At 64.3% G+C, this 17,733-nt stretch carries 19 protein-coding genes, 1 tRNA gene and 2 pseudogenes; 9 read left to right on the top strand and 13 right to left on the bottom strand.

The window, feature by feature from the left end:
* Together GJ631_RS19530 and GJ631_RS16570 are read right to left on the bottom strand one after the other, a co-directional pair.
* A pseudogene (locus GJ631_RS19530) lies at positions 1-153 on the bottom strand (HAD family hydrolase); the annotation flags it as partial.
* 72 nt (positions 154-225) lie between these two features.
* Complete coding sequence (locus tag GJ631_RS16570; protein ID WP_156710219.1) at positions 226-1,425, bottom strand: Xaa-Pro peptidase family protein; 1,200 nt, start codon at positions 1,423-1,425, stop codon at positions 226-228.
* 102 nt (positions 1,426-1,527) lie between these two features.
* Here GJ631_RS16570 and GJ631_RS16575 point away from each other — a divergent pair, with 102 nt between their 5' ends.
* On the top strand, positions 1,528-2,613 hold the full coding sequence (locus GJ631_RS16575; RefSeq protein ID WP_156710220.1) for a succinylglutamate desuccinylase/aspartoacylase family protein: 1,086 nt from the start codon (positions 1,528-1,530) through the stop codon (positions 2,611-2,613).
* On the opposite strand, the gene GJ631_RS16580 is transcribed toward GJ631_RS16575, so the two are convergent.
* From GJ631_RS16580 to GJ631_RS16600, 7 genes are all read right to left on the bottom strand, one after another.
* A complete protein-coding gene (locus tag GJ631_RS16580; protein WP_197425146.1) occupies positions 2,614-5,175 on the bottom strand; it encodes a PAS domain S-box protein in 2,562 nt (853 codons plus the stop codon).
* A 71-nt stretch (positions 5,176-5,246) separates the two neighbouring features.
* Positions 5,247-5,711: a glycosyltransferase 87 family protein gene (locus GJ631_RS18775; RefSeq protein WP_197425148.1), complete on the bottom strand. Its 465-nt coding sequence runs from the start codon at positions 5,709-5,711 to the stop codon at positions 5,247-5,249.
* Between the two features lie 66 nt (positions 5,712-5,777).
* Entirely contained in the window at positions 5,778-5,924 is a 147-nt protein-coding gene (locus tag GJ631_RS18780) for a hypothetical protein (protein ID WP_178915975.1), read from the bottom strand.
* Positions 5,925-6,082: 158 nt separating this feature from the next.
* Positions 6,083-6,787 carry a S9 family peptidase gene (locus GJ631_RS16585; protein WP_156710222.1) on the bottom strand — a complete coding sequence of 235 codons (705 nt, stop codon included), beginning with the start codon at positions 6,785-6,787 and terminating at the stop codon, positions 6,083-6,085.
* Between the two features lie 138 nt (positions 6,788-6,925).
* Positions 6,926-7,156: a HalOD1 output domain-containing protein gene (locus tag GJ631_RS16590; protein ID WP_156710223.1), complete on the bottom strand. Its 231-nt coding sequence runs from the start codon at positions 7,154-7,156 to the stop codon at positions 6,926-6,928.
* A 162-nt stretch (positions 7,157-7,318) separates the two neighbouring features.
* On the bottom strand, positions 7,319-7,723 hold the full coding sequence (locus GJ631_RS16595; protein WP_156710224.1) for a hypothetical protein: 405 nt from the start codon (positions 7,721-7,723) through the stop codon (positions 7,319-7,321).
* Between the two features lie 184 nt (positions 7,724-7,907).
* A tRNA-Tyr gene (locus GJ631_RS16600) sits at positions 7,908-7,981 on the bottom strand.
* A gap of 127 nt (positions 7,982-8,108) precedes the next feature.
* Here GJ631_RS16600 and GJ631_RS16605 point away from each other — a divergent pair.
* The 3 genes from GJ631_RS16605 (at position 8,109) to ftsZ (ending at position 10,294) form a co-directional block, all read left to right on the top strand.
* On the top strand, positions 8,109-8,666 hold the full coding sequence (locus tag GJ631_RS16605) for a zinc ribbon domain-containing protein (RefSeq protein ID WP_156710225.1): 558 nt from the start codon (positions 8,109-8,111) through the stop codon (positions 8,664-8,666).
* A gap of 233 nt (positions 8,667-8,899) precedes the next feature.
* Positions 8,900-9,073, top strand: a complete 174-nt coding sequence (locus GJ631_RS16610) for a ribbon-helix-helix domain-containing protein (RefSeq protein WP_156710226.1) — start codon at positions 8,900-8,902, stop codon at positions 9,071-9,073.
* Positions 9,074-9,076: 3 nt separating this feature from the next.
* Entirely contained in the window at positions 9,077-10,294 is a 1,218-nt protein-coding gene (gene ftsZ, locus GJ631_RS16615) for a cell division protein FtsZ (RefSeq protein ID WP_156710227.1), read from the top strand.
* Between the two features lie 146 nt (positions 10,295-10,440).
* Here the strand turns inward: ftsZ and GJ631_RS16620 are convergent, their stop codons facing one another.
* Positions 10,441-11,424: a TIGR00269 family protein gene (locus tag GJ631_RS16620; protein WP_156710228.1), complete on the bottom strand. Its 984-nt coding sequence runs from the start codon at positions 11,422-11,424 to the stop codon at positions 10,441-10,443.
* An 89-nt stretch (positions 11,425-11,513) separates the two neighbouring features.
* Between GJ631_RS16620 and GJ631_RS16625 the strand changes: the two genes are divergently transcribed.
* Both GJ631_RS16625 and GJ631_RS16630 read left to right on the top strand, forming a co-directional pair.
* Positions 11,514-11,969, top strand: a complete 456-nt coding sequence (locus tag GJ631_RS16625) for a DUF4442 domain-containing protein (RefSeq protein ID WP_156710229.1) — start codon at positions 11,514-11,516, stop codon at positions 11,967-11,969.
* 33 nt (positions 11,970-12,002) lie between these two features.
* On the top strand, positions 12,003-12,662 hold the full coding sequence (locus tag GJ631_RS16630; protein WP_156710230.1) for a hypothetical protein: 660 nt from the start codon (positions 12,003-12,005) through the stop codon (positions 12,660-12,662).
* A gap of 54 nt (positions 12,663-12,716) precedes the next feature.
* Here the strand turns inward: GJ631_RS16630 and GJ631_RS18785 are convergent, their stop codons facing one another.
* The 3 genes from GJ631_RS18785 to GJ631_RS16640 all read right to left on the bottom strand — a co-directional run bounded on the left by GJ631_RS18785 (position 12,717) and on the right by GJ631_RS16640 (position 15,121).
* Complete coding sequence (locus GJ631_RS18785; RefSeq protein WP_197425150.1) at positions 12,717-12,857, bottom strand: hypothetical protein; 141 nt, start codon at positions 12,855-12,857, stop codon at positions 12,717-12,719.
* A 136-nt stretch (positions 12,858-12,993) separates the two neighbouring features.
* Positions 12,994-14,244, bottom strand: coding sequence for an alkyl sulfatase dimerization domain-containing protein (locus GJ631_RS16635; RefSeq protein WP_156710231.1), 1,251 nt, complete (start codon positions 14,242-14,244; stop codon positions 12,994-12,996).
* A gap of 178 nt (positions 14,245-14,422) precedes the next feature.
* Positions 14,423-15,121 carry a helix-turn-helix domain-containing protein gene (locus GJ631_RS16640; protein ID WP_156710232.1) on the bottom strand — a complete coding sequence of 233 codons (699 nt, stop codon included), beginning with the start codon at positions 15,119-15,121 and terminating at the stop codon, positions 14,423-14,425.
* 441 nt (positions 15,122-15,562) lie between these two features.
* On the opposite strand from GJ631_RS16640, the gene GJ631_RS16645 reads away from it, so the two are divergent.
* From GJ631_RS16645 to GJ631_RS16655, 3 genes and pseudogenes are all read left to right on the top strand, one after another.
* Positions 15,563-16,570 (top strand): MFS transporter, encoded by a 1,008-nt coding sequence (locus tag GJ631_RS16645; protein ID WP_370518713.1) that lies wholly within the window; start codon positions 15,563-15,565, stop codon positions 16,568-16,570.
* 81 nt (positions 16,571-16,651) lie between these two features.
* On the top strand, positions 16,652-17,416 hold the full coding sequence (locus GJ631_RS16650; protein WP_156710233.1) for an AAA family ATPase: 765 nt from the start codon (positions 16,652-16,654) through the stop codon (positions 17,414-17,416).
* Positions 17,413-17,733, top strand: a pseudogene (locus GJ631_RS16655) (hypothetical protein); the annotation flags it as partial. The gene GJ631_RS16650 and the pseudogene GJ631_RS16655, both read left to right, overlap by 4 nt.

Below are 17,733 nucleotides of genomic sequence, written 5' to 3' on the forward strand. Positions count from 1 at the left end.
GGGGGCGTCGATGTGGACCTCTCGGTAGGCGTCGCCGAAGTCCTCGGGAACCGAAACCCCGCGTTCGCGGAGTTCTGCGGCGACGGCCGCCGCCGGGTCGGCGGGCGTATCGCAGTCGACGAGCGTCCCGAAGAGGTCGAAAGAGACTGTCACTGGGCGGTGCTATCGTGGCAGACGACTTCAAGCGTTTGGCTCCGGCGGCCGGTCGGCCCTTGGGGCCGGCCGTCAGCGAATCACGTTCGCCTCCAGTTCCCGCGGGTAGTAGGTGAGCCACTCGATACCGTCGTCGGTGATGGCGATGGTGTCGGAGTGGCGGTAGCCGGCGTCGTCGGTGTAGATGCCGGGTTCGATGGTGTAGACGTGCCCCGGCTCCATCGACGCGTCAGCGGCGTCGTAGTTCGTGTGGTCGGCCTCGCAGTGGTCGCTCCACCCGCGGTCGATGTAGGGTGGTTCGTGGGCGCCCAAGCCGATGTTGTGGCCGACGTGGTGTTGGGCGAGGTCGGCGACGCCCTGCTCTTCGAAGTAGGCTGTGACCTCGCTATCGACGTACTCCAGCGCGACGCCGGGGCCGAGCGATTCGATGGCTATCGTCTGGGCTTCGAGCATGATTTCGAAGTACTCGCGCTGTCGGTCGCTGGGTTCGCCGACGAACATCGTCCGTTCGAGTTCCGAGACGTAGCCGTCGACGTTGGCGGTCGCACCCGTAATCAGTACGTCGCCCTCGTGGAGTCGCTGATTCGGCGTGTGGCCGTGCGGGAGGGCGGTCTCCTCGGCGGAGATGTAGCCGGCGTGGACGGGGCCGTCACCGCGGGCGCGTTCGACGTAGCGGTCACCCAACGTGTCGAGCATCGCCCGGGAGGCGTCCGTCGAGGCCCGCTGGCTGACCGTCGCCGGATGGGCGCCGACCTCGGTGTAGTCGGCGAGATACCGGTGGCCGAGGTTCGCCCACTCCGCGGACTTCCGTATCAACTCGATTTCGGCGTCGCTTTTCGCCCACCGCATCCGACTCACCCAGTCCTGAGTGTCGACGGCGAGGAACTCGCTCAGCGGCGGTCCCTGGTACCCCATCACCCCAGGGGCGCCGTCGGCGTCGGCGGCGACCGACTCGACGCCGAGGTCCGACAGGGTTTCGGCGGCCGTCTCGATGGGATTGCCGCCCGGATAGTCGAAGTACGACTCGACGCGGTCGATGGAGTCGACGGCCTCGGCGCGTTCGACCTCCAGTCGGGGGACGGTCAGCGCGACGGCATCGTCTGTCACCGCCAACGCGACCGGGCGCTCGGTCTGGATGTGGGCGAAGCCGGTGAGGTACTCTATCGACGTCGCGCCGAACCAGACGCCGGCGTCGGCGTCCGATTCCTCTATTCGTTCCCTGATAGCTGCGAGGCGGTCGTCGAACTCCGATTGGGGGAGTCGCGTGCTCATGGCGCTGTCTGGGTCGCTCTCGGTCAAAAGGGTTCGTCCGAGCGGTGGGTCGGTCAGCGAGTCCCACGAAACTCCCTTGGTTGCCGCGTGTGTGGCACTCCCATGACCGACACGACGGCCATCGATGTCCCAGAGTCGTCCCGCCCCTTCCGGTACGACGGGAAGGTATCTCCCGGCGAGAAGCGACACTTCCGATACGAAATCAGCGAGACGTACCTCGGCGACCCCGTCGAGGTGCCGGTCACGGTCATCAACGGGTCCGAACCGGGACCGCGACTCTGCCTGACCGCGGCGATTCACGGCGACGAACTCAACGGCGTGAAGGTGTGTCAACAGGCTGCCAAGCGATACTCGCCGGCCGATATCCACGGAACGCTCGTCGTCGTCCACGTCGTCAACGTGCCGGGGTATCAGGCCCAACAGCGATACATCCCGATTTACGACCAGGACCTCAACCGCTCGTTTCCGGGCCAAGAGCAGGGGAACACGGCCTCGCGGATGGCCCACGAGGTGTTCGAGCGGTTCGTGAAACCGTGTGACCTCTGTCTGGACTTCCACACCTCGACCCGCAATCGGACGACGATGTATCACGCCCGCGCGAACGTCTCGGACCCGGCCGTCGAGCGGTTGACGCGGGCCTTCGGCGCGAACCTCGTCCTCTCGGGAACCGGCGATAGCGGGTCGCTTCGGGCCGTCGCGACGGCCTCGGGAACGCCGACGGTCGCCGTCGAGATGGGGAAGGCCCACCGGTTTCAACCCACGCTCATCGAGAAGGCACTCGCGGGCGTCGAGTCCGTGCTCGCGGAGTACGACATGCTACCCGGACACCCGGTGTTGCATCCGGGGTGGCGACGGGTCATCGGCGACGACACCGAGAAGTCGTGGCTCCGGGCGGACACCGGCGGCCTCGTCGACATGCAGTGGGGCCCCTACCCGCTGGTCCGGGCCGGCGAGACCATCTGCACCATCACGGACCACTTCGGCGAGGAGGAACGTGCCGTCTCGGCGCCCTTTACCGGCCTGCTCGTCGGCGTCCTCGAGAACCCCGTCGCACTGCCGGGGCACCCACTGTGTCACCTCGCGGCGGTCGACGACGATACGTGTGCGGAAATCGAGGCGGAAATCGAGAGTGGCGAGTTCGACGGCTATCGGGTCAACGGCGGCCGCTGGCGGGCGGGTGACGACTGATTACTCCCCTACGGCGCCGCGGAATTCGAAGCGTGTACCGCCGGAATCGCTTTCGGTGACCGACACCTCCCAGCCGTGGGCCTCGGCGATGGTGTCGACGATTGCGAGCCCGAAGCCGGTGCCGCCGGCGGTGGAGTAGCCGGATTCGAGCACTGCCTCACGCTCGTCTTCCGGGATGCCGACGCCGTCGTCTTCGACGTAGAAGCCATCCGGCAGGGGGCCGACGGTGAGCGTCGAGGCCCCCTCGCCGTGTTCCACCGCGTTCCGAAAGAGGTTCTCGAGCAGTTGACGGAGTCGCTCGGGGTCGGCCTCGAGGGTCGTACTTCCGTCGAATTCGAGCGTGAGGTCGTCCGTGTCCGTGGTCTCCCACGCCGCCTCGGCGGCGTTCTCCAACTCGACGGCGACGGGGTCGCCGGTCAACTCCCCCTGTCGTGCCAGCGCGAGCAACCCTTCGATGAGCTCCTCCATGCGGTCGTGGGCGCGGTCCAACGCCTCGAAGTGTTCGTTCTCGCCGGTCATCCGCGCGAGGTCGACGCGTCCGCGGGCGACCGACAGCGGGTTCCGGAGGTCGTGAGAGACGACGCTCGCGAACTGGTCGAGGCGTTCGTTCTGCCGGGCGAGTTCGCGCTCGCGTTGCTTCTGTTCGGTGATGTCGGTGTAGATGGCGTAGCCGCGGGTCGACTCGCCGCTGACGTCGTGGGGGACGACGTGGAGGATGAAATCCCGGAGGCCGTCGTCGGTGAGTCGGCGGACCTCGCCGTGGAATCCCTCGCCTTCGCGTATCCGTTCGTTGTACTGGACGGCTTCGTCTCTGGATTCCTGGGGGACGATGAACGCATCGAGGTTCTCGCCGGTCACCGCGGCCTCGTCGTAGCCGAACACGTCCTCGAAGGCCGGGTTCGCTCGCTCGACGACCGCCTCGCCGCCGCGAATGACCGTCTCGACCGTCGGGTCGGGGATGTTCTCGAACAGCGCCTGGAGGTCGTCGCGCTCCTGTCGGAGCGCCTCCTCCTTTGCGGCGCGGTCCAGTGCGGCCTCGGCGTTGGCGGCGAGTATCGTCGCCAACTGGATGTCGTGTGCGTCGAAGGCGTCGGATTGAGTGGCGCCGATTATCAACACGCCGTGGTCGCCGAGCGGGAAGTACGCGGCCGAACGAACGCTGCCGCGGTCGAAGTCGTCGCGCTCCGAGAGGTTGCTCTCGACGCGCGGTTCTCCCTCGCGGAACGCCGCTCCGGCGGGAGTGTCCCCGGAGGCGTCTCGCGGTCGTTCGGGGAGTAGCCGTGTTGCTTCCGCCGTCGTCGCCGCCACCAGGAGCGCACCGTCGGCTTCGAGACGGACCGTCGTAATCGGTTGGCCGAGTATCTCCTTCGCCGCGTCGGTGGTCAACGACGCGATGCGGTCGCAGTCGCTCTCGCTCATCAACTCGCGGGCGGACTCGTGGAGTCTGCGGAGGCGGTTGTCGGTTCGGTCCTCGCTGCTCCGGAGGACGCCGACGGTGCCGCGGAACTCGCTGCCGTCCGTGAGCAGGGCGACGTGGTTCTCCAACTCGAGGTGCTCGCCGTCGGCGGCTCGGACCGTGATGTCGTAGGTCGCGGTGTCCGACTCTTCGGAGGCGAGTAACTCGCGGACGACGGCTCGACCCCGTTCGATGTCCTCGGGCGTGAGCAGCATCTCGACGTGCTCGCCGACGATGTCGTCGGCGTCGTAGCCGGTCAGCGCCGTCGCACGCTCGTTGAACGTCGTGACGTAGCCGTCGGCGTCGGTGGTGTACACCGGGTCGCCCATCGCGTCGACCAACCGTTCGTATTTGGCGAGTTCCCGCTCGTGGCGTTTCCGCTCGGTCACGTCGGTGATGAACCCCTCCAGGGCGACCAACTCGCCGTCCTCGAAGACGCCGCGGCCCTGCTCCCACATCCACCGCGTCTCCCCGTCGGCGTCGGCGATGCGGTAGGTCGTCTCGAAGGGTTCGCGCTCGTCGAGGGCGGCTTGGACGGTGTTCCAGAGTCGTTCCTCGTCGTCCCTGAGAATGTCCGCCCACTTCGGGTCGCCCTCGATGAACGACTCGGGGTCGTAGCCGGTCAACTCGACGACGTTGCCGCTCATGTACTCCATCGGCCACTCCGGTTCGTTGCGGCAGCGATACACGATGCCGGGGAGGTTCGAGACGAGCGTCGACAGCATCCGCTCGCTCTCTTCGAGTGCGACTTCGGTCCGGCGCTCGGCGACGGCGTGTTCGATGCGGTTCGACAGGACGGTGAACTGCTCGGCGCTGGCTTCCTTCTGGAGGTAATCCGTGACGCCCGCGCTGATGGCGTCGCTCGCGATTTCCTCGCTTCCCTTCCCGGTAAAGAGGATGTACGGGAGGTCGGGGTCGCGCTCGCGAACCGATTCGAGTAGCTCTAACCCGTCGGTCTTCGGCATGTCGTAGTCGGAGACGACGCAGTCGACCGATTCGTCGAGCCGGTCGAGTGCGGCGGTGGCTCCCTCGGCGGCGACGACGTCTATCCCCTCCCGTTCGAGATATCGCTGTGTCAAATCGCGGAAGGCGTCGTCGTCGTCCACGTGAAGAACGCGAATCCCCGACGTCACAACCGTACTCTGCGATAGCGTCGATGTTAAGCGTATTGGGCGATTCAGCCGTGTGAACGCTCGGAAATCAGTGCGTCGCTCAACAGCCCGAAGTTGGCTGCTTCCGCGACCCGCCTCCCGGCCGCAAGCAGCGCGAGTGCGGCGACGACGGCCTGCAAGCCACCCCACAGCAGCGCCACCGAGAGGGCGTTCCAGACGACGCCGGCCTGCCGGAACGGCAGTTCCGACAGCGGCGCGAACAGCAGGACGTACACCGGCGGGTAGAGGTAACTGCCGTGGTAGCCGCCGTCGTCGTTCGGGACGTACAGGGGGTCTCCGCCATGCCAGGCGCTGACGGCGCTGCGGTAGGCGCCGAGGTCGTAGAAACGGAACTCGCCGGCGATACCGGCCGACTGGAGCCACCACTGTATCGCCGGGTATGCGAGCAGGACGGCGAGCACGGCCAGCGACGCGGCGACGAACCGTGGCTGTCGCTGGCGGCGTGCCCACAACCGATGGAGGGCGGGCATCGTCGCTGGCGTGTTCAACCGGCAGAATATGTCTTGTGGTGGCTCCGACGCTCGAACGACCGTCTCTCACCCGATGTCGTAGCGGGCGATGTCGTCGGAGTCGCAGTTCGAACAGGTGTCGAACTCGCCGTCGAGTTTCGTTCCACAGCGTCGACACTCGTGGATGACGTGTGACGTTCCGAACAGCCGTCGGACGCGCGTTAGCAGTGGCATATCTGGTTCCTCCCGAGACCGAGCGGTACGGCGTCCCACGTTCCCCGACGTGGTTCCGGTCGTGGCCTCACACGACGGTTCCAACGGCCTGCATATAATATCCTACGACGTTTCAAATCGGCCGATTGCAGCGGTTTTGTACACGTTCGTGGACACGATTATCGCTCGGAGAGCCACGCGAACAGCCGGTCCAACAGTCGCCGTTCGGCCGCCGCCGAAAAGCGGTGGCCCTCCCCGTCGAATTTCGAGACCATCACGTCGGTCTCGAGCGTCGCCGCCGCCTCGAATGTGTCCGCTATCGGGACCGACGTGTCGGACGCACCGTGAAACATCGCCACGGGTACGTCGATGGTGTCGGCGGCGTCGGCGAAGGGGTACTGCTCGAAGTCATCGAAGAACCGCTCGTCGATAGCGTGGTCGTCGTCGATGCGGAGTTCGCCCGCATCGGCAACGGCGGCGCGGTAGTCGTCGAAGGCGCGGTTGTAGGTTACGGGCGCCCGCGTGGCGACTGCCTCGACGCCGTCGTCGCTTGCGGCGTGGAGTGCGACCTTCCCCCCGAAACTGGAGCCGAACAGCGCGTACGACGAGGGGTCGAAGTAGTTGACGACTGCCCGGAGGTCAGCCAGTCGCGTGCTCAACGTCGACTCGACGAACGGTCGGTCGGAGTCGCCGCTGCCCCGGAAGTCGAACCGGACCGCGTCGTATCCCTCCTCGACGGCCCGCTCACAGCGGGCTTCGTAGCTCCCGGTTTTGTCGCTGAGAAAGCCGTGACAGAAGACGAGCCAGCGGTCGCCGGCACTGGCGTGGTGCTCGGCGACGACTGCCTCACCGTCGGTGACGGGAATCGAGTGGGTGTCGGACATACCGACGCATCGCGGCGGCCGACCGTAGGCGTTCTGCCACGCGGCGACTGAAGCGCTCGTGGCCTCGCGGCGCGAAAGCCGACGGTCGACGGGAGACAGCCGCTCAGAGACTCCGCCCGTCGTCCTTCGAGACGTGCCTCAAGCGAGTCGTTGTCTCTCCGAGCCGTCTACGATTACCACGTTATGGCCAGTAACGCGTACGATATGGTTCGGCGTTTCGAACTGTAGGCTCCACGAGTCGCCTTGGTGAGCAACTAACGACCGGATTGCGTCCGTGTCGACGTACTCCTGTAGTTGAATCTCGAGTTCTGCAGAATCGACGCCTTTGGCCTCTGCGATGGCCTCCACGATTTCACCGAGTACACTCATTAGCACGATGGTACCGTGCAAGTCGCAAATCTCCTTCGATAGTTTATCACATGGTATCCGTCAATCAAGCGGAAACAACTGCTGGGGCCGCTCGCGTCCGCTCCGGCGGCTCCACCGTCGCGACGGCACCGAGTAATCACCGATTGAGATACGTAACTCGGCTCAGCCGTCGGAGTGAACGTCTTGCCGCTCGGCTTCGAGTCGCTGACACCCGATTACCAGCGAATCGGGTATCTGGTCGGACATAGCGTGCAGGCTTTCGAAGACGACGGCGACCTCTTCGAAGCGCGGTCCGCGAGACGCGCGCAAGGGGTCTCTCTCCCATTCGACGAACTCCAACCTCGTTAACATGGGCAAATGGGCGTGAAACAACTCGGTTCGAAGCCGCTCGGGTTCGACGGGGACGTTCGGATTTATCGCCGCTTCGGGCAGCGGCACCGAAGCGTTCGGTTCGGCATCCAGCAACGAGACTAGTAACTGTCTCCGCGGCTCCGTCGAGACGGCTTTGAACACTTCGTCCCACCGCTCTATCACCCGCTCCCCGTTGTCGAACCTCACGCCCACCATAACCAGAAAATATCTCCGCAAGATATTAAAAACCGCGCCAGTTTCCCGCAGGATAGGACTGTCGCGCTACGCCCACACGGAGACGTTCCGGGCATGCGGCGCTTCGCGCCGTTCCGGGGCTGCGACTCCTCTCTTCAAATCGGGTCGGGAGACGTTTCACTGCTCACTTCGTTCGCAGGAAAAGTCCGCCCTCCCCGATTTGAACGGGGGACAAGTCGATCTACAGTCGACTGCTCTACCAGTCTGAGCTAAGGGCGGGCGTACTCGAAGCGAGTGCCCTGTCGGACTTAACGGTTATCATCCAGTGCCGTCTGCCGCCGGACGGACGCGTGTCTGACATCGCGGGAAGATTGAAATACCGTCACACACAATCGTCGGACGAGCAATGAGCAAGATTACGTTCCGGGCGGACGACGACCTCGTTCGGCAGCTCGAAGCGTACGACGCTTCGAAGAGCGAGGTCATGCGCGAGGCGCTCCGGGCGTATCTCGACGAGGGCGAACCGTCCGTAAACACGGCTACGGGCGGTGTAAACGCCGACTCTACAGACTCCATCGCGGAGGAATCCCTCGACGACCTCATCGCGGAGCGCGTCGATGCCCTCATCGCCGACCGGCTCGACCGGTCGTTTACGCCACGAGAACCCCAAGACGTGAACGTAAACATCACGCTTGATGGCGATTCTGCGGGCGTGTCACACGAGGCCGGCGAATCCCGTAAGACAGACGAGGCGGAACCCGAAAACGCGTCCGACGCGGCACACGACGCGTGTAAACAGTGTGGTGAAGAGCTCACGCAATCGGACGTGTACTGTCCGAATTGTGGGGAGAAGGCGTCTCACAGAGTGTTCTGCGAGTGCGGGGACGAGGTCCGCTCGGACTGGGCGTTCTGCCCCAGCTGTGGCCGACGGACCACCGCAGCGGACGTTCTCGGCGACACGTAAACGCCGAATACTGGCGACAGAAGGCTGTAAACGACATTCTTACGAATCTGTCTTACGCCCACCCTAACATTTAAGTAATCTGCTTCTGTGCATACATCTGCGTAAGACGGCACGTCTTACACTGGGTCGGTCGACGTACGCAGATGGCCGCTACGGTGCGGATTCCCGGTGTAAACGCGGTAACGGTCGCGTGTGCAATGTCGTCTTACCCACAGACTAAGGGGAATACAACAATGGAGCGTGTGACACTACGGATTCCGAAGCAGCAGATCGAAGAGGTCGAACGCATGGTCGATACGGGGGAGTACCCCAACCGGAGCGAGGCGATTCGCTCGGCCGTGCGGGAGATGTTGAACGAACAAGACGGCGAGCCCCGGGACAGCAACCGCCCGTGGGCGAAGGTGTAGACGATGCAGGACATCGTCAACTCCGCGTTGGAGAACGCCGAGAAGGAGTCGCGGGACATGGACGACGTTGGCGGGGACGGCGACGAGTTCGGCGACCCGCGAATCGTCATCGTTGGTGCCGGTGGTGCCGGTAACAACACCGTCAACCGACTGTACAACATCGGTGTCGACGGCGCCGACACCATCGCCATCAACACGGACAAACAGCACCTGCAGATGATCGAGGCCGACACGAAGATTCTCGTCGGCAAGTCCCTGACCAACGGCCTCGGTGCCGGTGGCGACCCATCGATGGGCGAACGCGCCACGGAGATGGCCCAGGGCACCATCAAGGAAGTCCTCGGCGAGGCGGACCTCGTGTTCGTCACTGCCGGTATGGGTGGCGGGACGGGTACCGGTGCGGCGCCGGTCGTCTCGAAAATCGCCAAAGAGCAGGGCGCAATCGTCGTGGGCATGGTCTCGACGCCGTTCAACGTCGAGCGCGCCCGGACGGTGAAAGCCGAGGAAGGGCTGGAGAAACTCCGCAACGAAGCGGACTCCATCATCGTCCTCGACAACAACCGCCTGCTCGACTACGTCCCCAATCTCCCGATTGGCAAGGCGTTCTCGGTGATGGACCAGATTATCGCCGAGACGGTGAAGGGCATCAGCGAGACCATCACCCAGCCGTCGCTCATCAACCTCGACTACGCCGACATGACCTCGATAATGGGTCAGGGCGGCGTCGCGGTCATGTTGGTCGGTGAGACGCAAGACAAGAACAAGACGAAGGAGGTGGTCAACGACGCGATGAACCACCCACTCTTGGACGTGGACTACCGTGGTGCGACCGGCGGCTTGGTCCACATCACTGGCGGCCCCGACCTCACGCTGAAAGAGGCCGAGGGTATCGCCCAGAACATCACCGAGCGACTCGAAGCCGACGCGAACGTCATCTGGGGCGCGCGCATCCAGGACGAGTACAAGGGCAAGGTCCGCGTCATGGCCATCATGACGGGCGTCCAGTCGGCCCAGATTCTCGGCCCAACGACCCAGAAACAGGCCGATGCCTCTCGGGAGGCCATCGAGGGTGTCGAAGAGGAAGGCGAGTTCGCCTCCTCACCGCCCGAGCAGTCGGCCAACACGAGCAGCTCCGGCAACTCCGGCGGCTTCGGCATGAGCGAAACCGACGGCGGCCGCTCGGAAGTCGAGAAGAACAACGGACTTGACGTAATCCGATAAGTCTGAAATATTAGACGTTATTTTTCGCTGCAGTACGGTGGTTTGAGTAATAGCTGTTTGAATATTTCATCTGACTATTCTGGCGTAAAACACGATGTATGACGCTCGGCTGACGGCGTTTCGAAACGGTCGAACAGGACACCGGGTCAGTCGCCGCTGGCGGCGTCGCCACCGACCGCCTCGACCAACTCGCACTTCCGGCAGACCGCGTTGTTCGTCGGCGCGCCACAGCGGTCGCACTCCCCGCGCGGTTCGTCGTCGCCGCCGCGGTAGGCTTCCGCCGCGAGTCGTGCCAACTCCTCGTAGCCGGACATAATCGAGTGCCGTGTGCCGGGGTGGTCGGCTTCGAGGTCGTAGAGGTACTGCTGGATTTCCCCACGGTAGGCCTCGCTGGCGTGGGGACACTCCGCCATGTGACTCGGGAGGTCGGTGAGGTGGGCGTACAGCGCGACCTCCTTTTCGGGGATGTCACGCAGCGGTTTTGCGCGAGGGACGAAGGGGTCGTCGTCGACCTCCCGGTCGTCGAAACTCCCGAGCGAGGCGTCGAAATGCTGGGCCATCTGTGCCACGTCGCCGGAGAGCCAGTTCATCATCGCCGTCTGGGCTTCGTCGTCGAGGTTGTGGCCGGTCAGGAGCTTGTCGGCGCCGTAGGTCTCGGCGTACTGTGAGAGGGCGTCCCGGCGGAACACCCCACAGTACGCACACGGGGCCATGTTCAGGGGGTCGTCGTCGGCCACGTCGTCCATCTCGAGGCCGTATTCGTCGGCATACGAGACGACCTCGTGTTCGATGTCGAGGTCCTCGGTGAGTTCGAGACAGGCGTCGAGCGAGGCATCGCGGTAGCCCTCGATGCCCTCGTGGATGGTGAGTGCGACCAGTTCGACGCGGGGGTCGGCGGCGAAGGTGTCGTGAAGGATGTGGGTGAGGACGACGCTGTCCTTGCCGCCGGAGAGGCCGATGAGCCACGTCTCGGGGTCCTCGGGGGTGGCGTCGTCGGACAGCAGACTGTCCTCCCGAATCCGCTTGCGGACGCGGGAGTCGACCGACCGCCGGAAGTGGGCCTCACACATGTGTAGCCCAGAGTAGGCGGCGTGCATCACCGCGTCCTCGCCGCACTTGTCGCACTCCATTACTGGTGGCTTGCCGGTTCGGCGGGATACCGGTTTCGCCTCGGCGCGACAACCGAACGGGCTTAGTTGGGCGCGGGTCACCGCCGCGTATGACCGAATCCCTCCGGACGCGGTTGGCCCGTCTGAAGTTTAACCTGTTTCCGGCCTATCGCTTCGGCGGCGGCCGGGTGACGTACGTCCGGCACGACTGGCAGGAAATCCACGTCGAGGTGCCGCTGTCGTGGCGGACGCGCAACTACGCCGGCACGATCTTCGGCGGGAGTCTCTACGCCGCCGTCGACCCCATCTACATGATGATGCTGATTCAGACGCTCGGGGAGGAGTTCACCGTCTGGGACACCGAGGCCGAAATCGACTTCCAGAAACCGGGGGAGTCGACGCTGTCGGCGGAGATGGAGATTCCCGATTCGGAACTGGAACCCCTCCGCGAACTCGACCCGGGAGAGTCGACCAATCGGACCTACGAGGTCGACCTCGTCGACGAGGACGGAACGGTCCACGCCACCGTCGAGAAGACCCTGTACGTTCGTCGCGACGACCAGTAACCGTTTTCGGCGCCGGGGGCCTACGCCCGACCGATGAGTCTCAGCCGCGAGGCCGCCGTCGGCCGCCTGCGCGACATCGTCGAGACGGTCCAGTCCGAACCCATGCCCGTCCCCGTTCGTGAGGTCTGGGTGTTCGGCGACGTCGTGTTGGGGATGGACCCCGTCGAGCGCCTCGACGTGTACTTGACGAAGGATTTGCTGTTCAAGGACGCCCCCGACCGGGAACCGGAGTTCGAAAAACGCCTCGGCGTCTCCGGCGTCGGCAAGACGGTGTCGGCGGCGTGGGCCGACGAACACCACGAGTACGTCCGGGCGAACGCCAACGGCCACGTCGCCCCCGAAAAGTGTCTCGCGGCACACCTACTCGAGGACGAACCGGTCCACCTCGAAGTCTGCAACACCGGCTTCGAGCGCAACGTCACCCAGCGGCTCAAGGGCGCCCGCGCGCGTGAGGACTACACTCAACTACTCGACCCGCGGGCGGCGTGTCTGTGGGTGGACGACGACGAGGGCGGGCAGGTCAGTGAGGAGGCGTTCCGCAAGTTGGATGCGGGGGAGTTCGTCTTCCCGACGCTGTCGGCGTCGCTCGAAATGCTCGGCCTCGAAGAGTCGGAGGCCGAGGCGGCGGCCGAGGAACTCCGGGCGTATCAGGCGTCCCAGGAGGGCGTCACGGTTCGCGGTGACGTGGTCTGAGACGGCGCCGCCGCTCGGCGACGAGTAGTAACGGAGAAGCGATTCGTGCGGAACTTATCGGAGGTCCGGGACGAGGGGTGCGTCTACCTCACCGGCGTCGTAGCGCTTTTTGCGGCCGCCGTCGGCGACGATGGCGTCCGTGGTTTCCTCGGTGGGCATAACGGGAACGATGGGCTCGATCTCGTCTCGGGTCATCTACTACCACCCACATCCTACATGGTCTTAAACGTTAATGATTGTTAGTCAAGATTGCGGCAAGTACTGCCGCGCCGCCATCACAACGAGTTCGAAGGGGAGAAAATAGCCGGAGAATCGGTCACTTACACGGCTGTCAGCGGAACCGACGGCCCTCTTTGGCGTACTCCGCAGCCGACGCGTAGATGTTGGCCGACATCAGGTCATCCACGGTATCCGACCGCTCCTCGTAGACGTTCGCAACCGCTTCTCCGACAGTCTCGTTTTCAGGGGCAGCCTCCAGCGCGTAGTCGGCGAGATGGCAGGCGAGTCGTTGGTCGGCTGTGACGAGCTCTTCTGCACGCGACGCAAGCCTCTCCGCCCCACCGACGAGCTCGGCAATCTCTTCGGCGAGTGCCGCTCGCCGTGCCGGCTTGAGTTCGCTCGGCCGACCGGACCACCAGCCGCCGTAGTACCGGATGACGTTCCGGGCGATGAACTCCGGAGAGTCGTACTCGGGTTGGAGCCACGGCTCCTCGCTGTCGGGGAACTCGATTTCGCGAACGATATCGACGTGCGGCGGTGCGCCGTCGTTGAGCTTCTCGAGAGTCGCCTCGACAATCGTGTCAAGATAGTCAACGTACGAGAGCAGTCGGTGTTCGATTTCCGCAGCGTCGTCGACGATAGGTTCGCTATGCCCGGGACACAACACATCGGCCTCGGTAGCCGCCATCTCGTGGAGTGCGTCGGCCCACTCCCAGGGGTACCGTTGGACTTTCTGTGGGTTCCCGGCGTTCGGGACGGCTCCGATAACGAGGTCGCCGGAACAGAGCACGTTCCGGTCGGGACAGTACACCCACGTCATGTCGTCGGTTTCGCCGCGTGCGTGGTGGAGTTCGAAAGTCACCCCGCCGACCGTAATCGTCAGTTCGTCGCTGTACCACGTCGTTGGTGGGTGCTCGGGCCAGCCGAACGAGTTTCCTTCTGAGAGACTGTGACTCTCCATGGCCGCCGGGTCACCAGCGAACTGTCGGCCGTTGATGACGTCGTTGTACGTCTCCGTCCGGGCGTATCGGTCGAAGCGGTCGGCCATCGCCTCGTGGGCAATGACGGTCGGTGGTTCCTGTCCGTCGAGGAGATATTCGTCGAGGGCGTGTGCGTGGTCCACGTGCCCGTGGGTGTAGATAGCGGTGTGAACCGGCGAATCGGTGTGTTCTCGGAGTTCAGCGGCCACGTGTGGCGCAAACGCTGGCAAGCAGGTGTCTATCAGTACCAACCCCTCGGCCGTGTCGAAGGCCGTGACGTTGGAGAAGGACGTACACTGGTAGGTGTCCTCGGCGACTTCCGCGACGTCGATACTGCTGTCGAACTGGGCAATCTCGAAGGCATCGGTAGCGCTCTGCGACATACACCCCGTCCGTATTCGCTTCAGTAGGAACCTTCTCCTCACATGGAGAGGTGATTTAAGAACACGCGCAGGACGACCCTCATCGGCCCACCGAAACTAGACGGTCACTCCGATGGCCGATGAGGCGCTCGACGGACCATCCGATTCACGCTCCGACGTTTCGGAGACGCTCGATACCTCACTCGATTGAACCGAAAGGGGACGACGTTCGGTCCGAATCGGTCGCCTGCTGCAACACGTGTTCGACGAGGTCGTTTTCGATTCGGCGCAGTATCTCGCCAAGGTTGGACTTCGAGCAGTCGAGTTCACTAGCAAGGTCCTCGTGGGTTGCTCTTCGCGGTTGTTCGTAGTACCCTCGTTCGTAGGCCAGTTGGAGCACCTCGCGTTGCCGGTCGCTCAGTGTCTCGAAGTAGTTCCCTTCGATTGGTCTGTACGTTTCCACGCGTGCAACCGTCGAGTCGACTACGTCCGGTATCTCCGAAAACGCCTCACTGAGGTTTTCCTGCGGACTGATAATCGTCACTTCCATCCGCCCGTCGTCGTGAATCGGCATCGGTGAATCGATAACGAGTCCGTGTTGCTCTTGGAGTTCGAGCATCCGTTCGACGGTGTCGGTCGGAATGAAGTGGACGTATGCCGCGATGCAGTCACGCATCTGTGTCACGTCGAAGCGCGTGGTCCGTTCATTGCTGTCGAGAATATCGCGTACGGCGCTGGCATCGCCTTCGAGTTCGTAGAGCAAGACACCGGTTCCGTCGGTGAGGAGCCGTGCGGAGTGTAGCGCGACCGGGTCCACGGCGGCGTGGTCGGCGAGGGCTCTACCAATCGACTGAAAAAAGCCCTCCGGATGGCTGTAAACGATTTTCGTCCGCTTCATAGAGCCGAATTATTGGTTTGCACCATCAGTGTTTGGGAACGGGCGTCGAGAGGGCTCTAGTCGGCTGGCTACCGGAAGATAGCGTCCGAGAGGCGGGGTGCGTTCGGGTCCTCTTAAGCGTCCTTACCATGCGAAGGAATACATCTACCTTCGAATCCTGTCCGTTTGATACCATGGCACGCACGGCTCGTTCAGAGGGTGGTGTTCGCTACCGATGGGTCGTTCTCATCGTCGCGTTCTTCGTTCACGCAACCAGTATCGCACTCATCTGGCAGGCGGTGTCACCGCTGAAACAGGCGATGGCGACGGACCTTGGCGTGCCGTGGCAGAACGTTGTCGTCGTGTTTGCTGCCATCGCTTTCGGACTCGTCCTCGTCCAGATACCCGGGGGGGACCCTCGGCGACAAGTATCCAATCAGGTACGTTGTCGGCCTCGGTGCCGTGTTGACCGGCGTCGCAACGGCTATTCGCTTTACAGTCCCGACGCTCACCGGTCAAATCGCAATCAGCCTCTTGGCGACCCTCGGAATGGGCGTCGTCAATCCGAACCTCATCAAAGTCATCACCGAGTGGTTTCCAACCCATCAGTTGGGTCTCGCACAGGGCGTTCTCATGTCCGGAAACACGCTCGGAATAGCTCTCGCACTCTCGCTTTCCGGAGGTGTCGTGTTGAACGTGGTCGGCAACTGGCAGAGCGTGTTCCTCCTGTACGGTGGTCTCACTGCCGCGTTTGGCCTCGTGTGGTTGCTGTTCGTCCGCTCGCCCCGTGAGGGGGAGCGGCCGACGAACGTCGAAACCGGAATGCCGTTCACATCGAGCGACCAGGTCCCGTTTCGGGAGTCGTTACCGGCAGTGCTACGGTCCCCATCGACGCCATGGGCACTCGCACTCATCGGACTCGCATACTGGTCCGCCCTGGGGTCGCTGGCTGTCCTCCCGGAGTACGCGGGGGCCCACACGTTTTCGGTCCCCGAGTATCTGATTGGGGCCTCGCCGCTGGCTTCGACGGCGGGTGCCCTCCTTCTCCCGCCGCTGTCTGACCGCTACACCCGGCGTCTGGGTCTGTATCTGGGGATTCTGGGGCTTACGTTCGGAATCATCGTCGTCGGGTTCGCGCCGGCGATTTCCGTGTTCCTCCTCGGCTTGGTCGTTTCGGGGTTCTTCGGTGGCGGTCTCGCGGCGATGTTCTACATTCTGCCGGGAGAACTCGCGGATATCGACCCCAACCACGTCGGGACCATGTCGGGGTTCCTCCTCACGCTGGGGCAACTGGGGTCAGTCGTGGGGAGTATCCTCGGGGCAGAGGCGATGGCAGCCTACGGGATACGCGCCTCAGTGCTCATCGTGGCAGGCCCCTGTCTCCTCGGGCTGTTGCTCGTGACGAGGCTCCATCTGGACGGGCATGGCGAGACTGAACACCCCGATTTGGCACCCGCAACCGACGATTGACCGCTCGTCCGGAGTGCCGTTTCACCGTCCGCTTCGGGGTTTCCGAGACTTTATATTCGAAGGGTTGGCCAGTTGTAGTAAATGGTCGAGGCGTTCGCCGTCGCATCGGGCAAAGGCGGCACGGGCAAGACGACGAGCACGCTCGCACTCGGGATGGCGCTGGCCGACTCCTACGACGTGACCGTCGTCGACGCCGACACGGGGATGGCGAACCTGCTGTTTCACGCCGGTCTCGCCGACGTTGAGACGACGCTCCACGACGTACTCGTCGAAGGCGGCGCGCCGGTCGAGGACGCAACCTACGAGCGCTTCGGGATGTCCGTCGTTCCGTGCGGGACTTCGCTCGCGGCCTTCGAGGCAGCCGACCCCGAACGACTCCGGGACGCCGTCGCCGACCTCGCGGCCGACACCGACGTGCTCTTGCTCGATTCACCGGCGACGCTGGCCTCGAAAAGCGCCGTCTTGCCAATCGTGTTGGCCGACCGGGTCGTCGTCGTCCTCAACCCGACCATCCCGGCGGTGTCGGACGGCCTGAAGGTCCAGGAGTACGCGCTGTCCTACGGGTCGGACATCGCGGGTACGCTGTTCAATCGCGTCGAGGGCGACATCGGCGACGTGGCCGCGAAGGCCGACCGCTACTTCGAGGGACCCCTTCTCGCGTCGGTTCCCGAGACCGACGCCGCCGGAGAGGCCCGTGCCGCCGGCGAGCCGCTGTTGGCCCACGCCCCCGACTCGGCGGCCGCCGCGGCCTTTCGGGAGGCGGCGGCGTCGCTTGACCCCGCCGACGGCGACTCCGAGGCCGTCGCCGACCGGTTCCGGACCGCGGTCATCCCCGACCCGCCATGATTCCGGACGGCGAGTTGCTCCGTTCGCGGGTCGTCACCGACTTCGCGGCCGTCCTCGAGGACGCCCTCGACCGCCGCCTCGACGGCTACGCGGTGGTCGAACCACGGGACGCACTCCTCGCCGACACCGACGACGGCGGCGTCATCACCTTCGAGGACGGCGTCCCCCACCTGGCCTACCACGCCGGTTCGGACCGCGGCGGCCCGCCCGCCTTGGCCGCCATCGGGGCCGGCCCCTACCGACTGGAACTGTACGCCCTCGATGCCGCCGACCTCGCAATCGCCCACGAGAGCGACGACCTCCGAGTCCCGCCGGGG

The sequence above is a fragment of the Natronomonas sp. CBA1123 genome (assembly GCF_009741925.1).
Taxonomy (GTDB): Archaea; Halobacteriota; Halobacteria; order Halobacteriales; family Haloarculaceae; genus Natronomonas.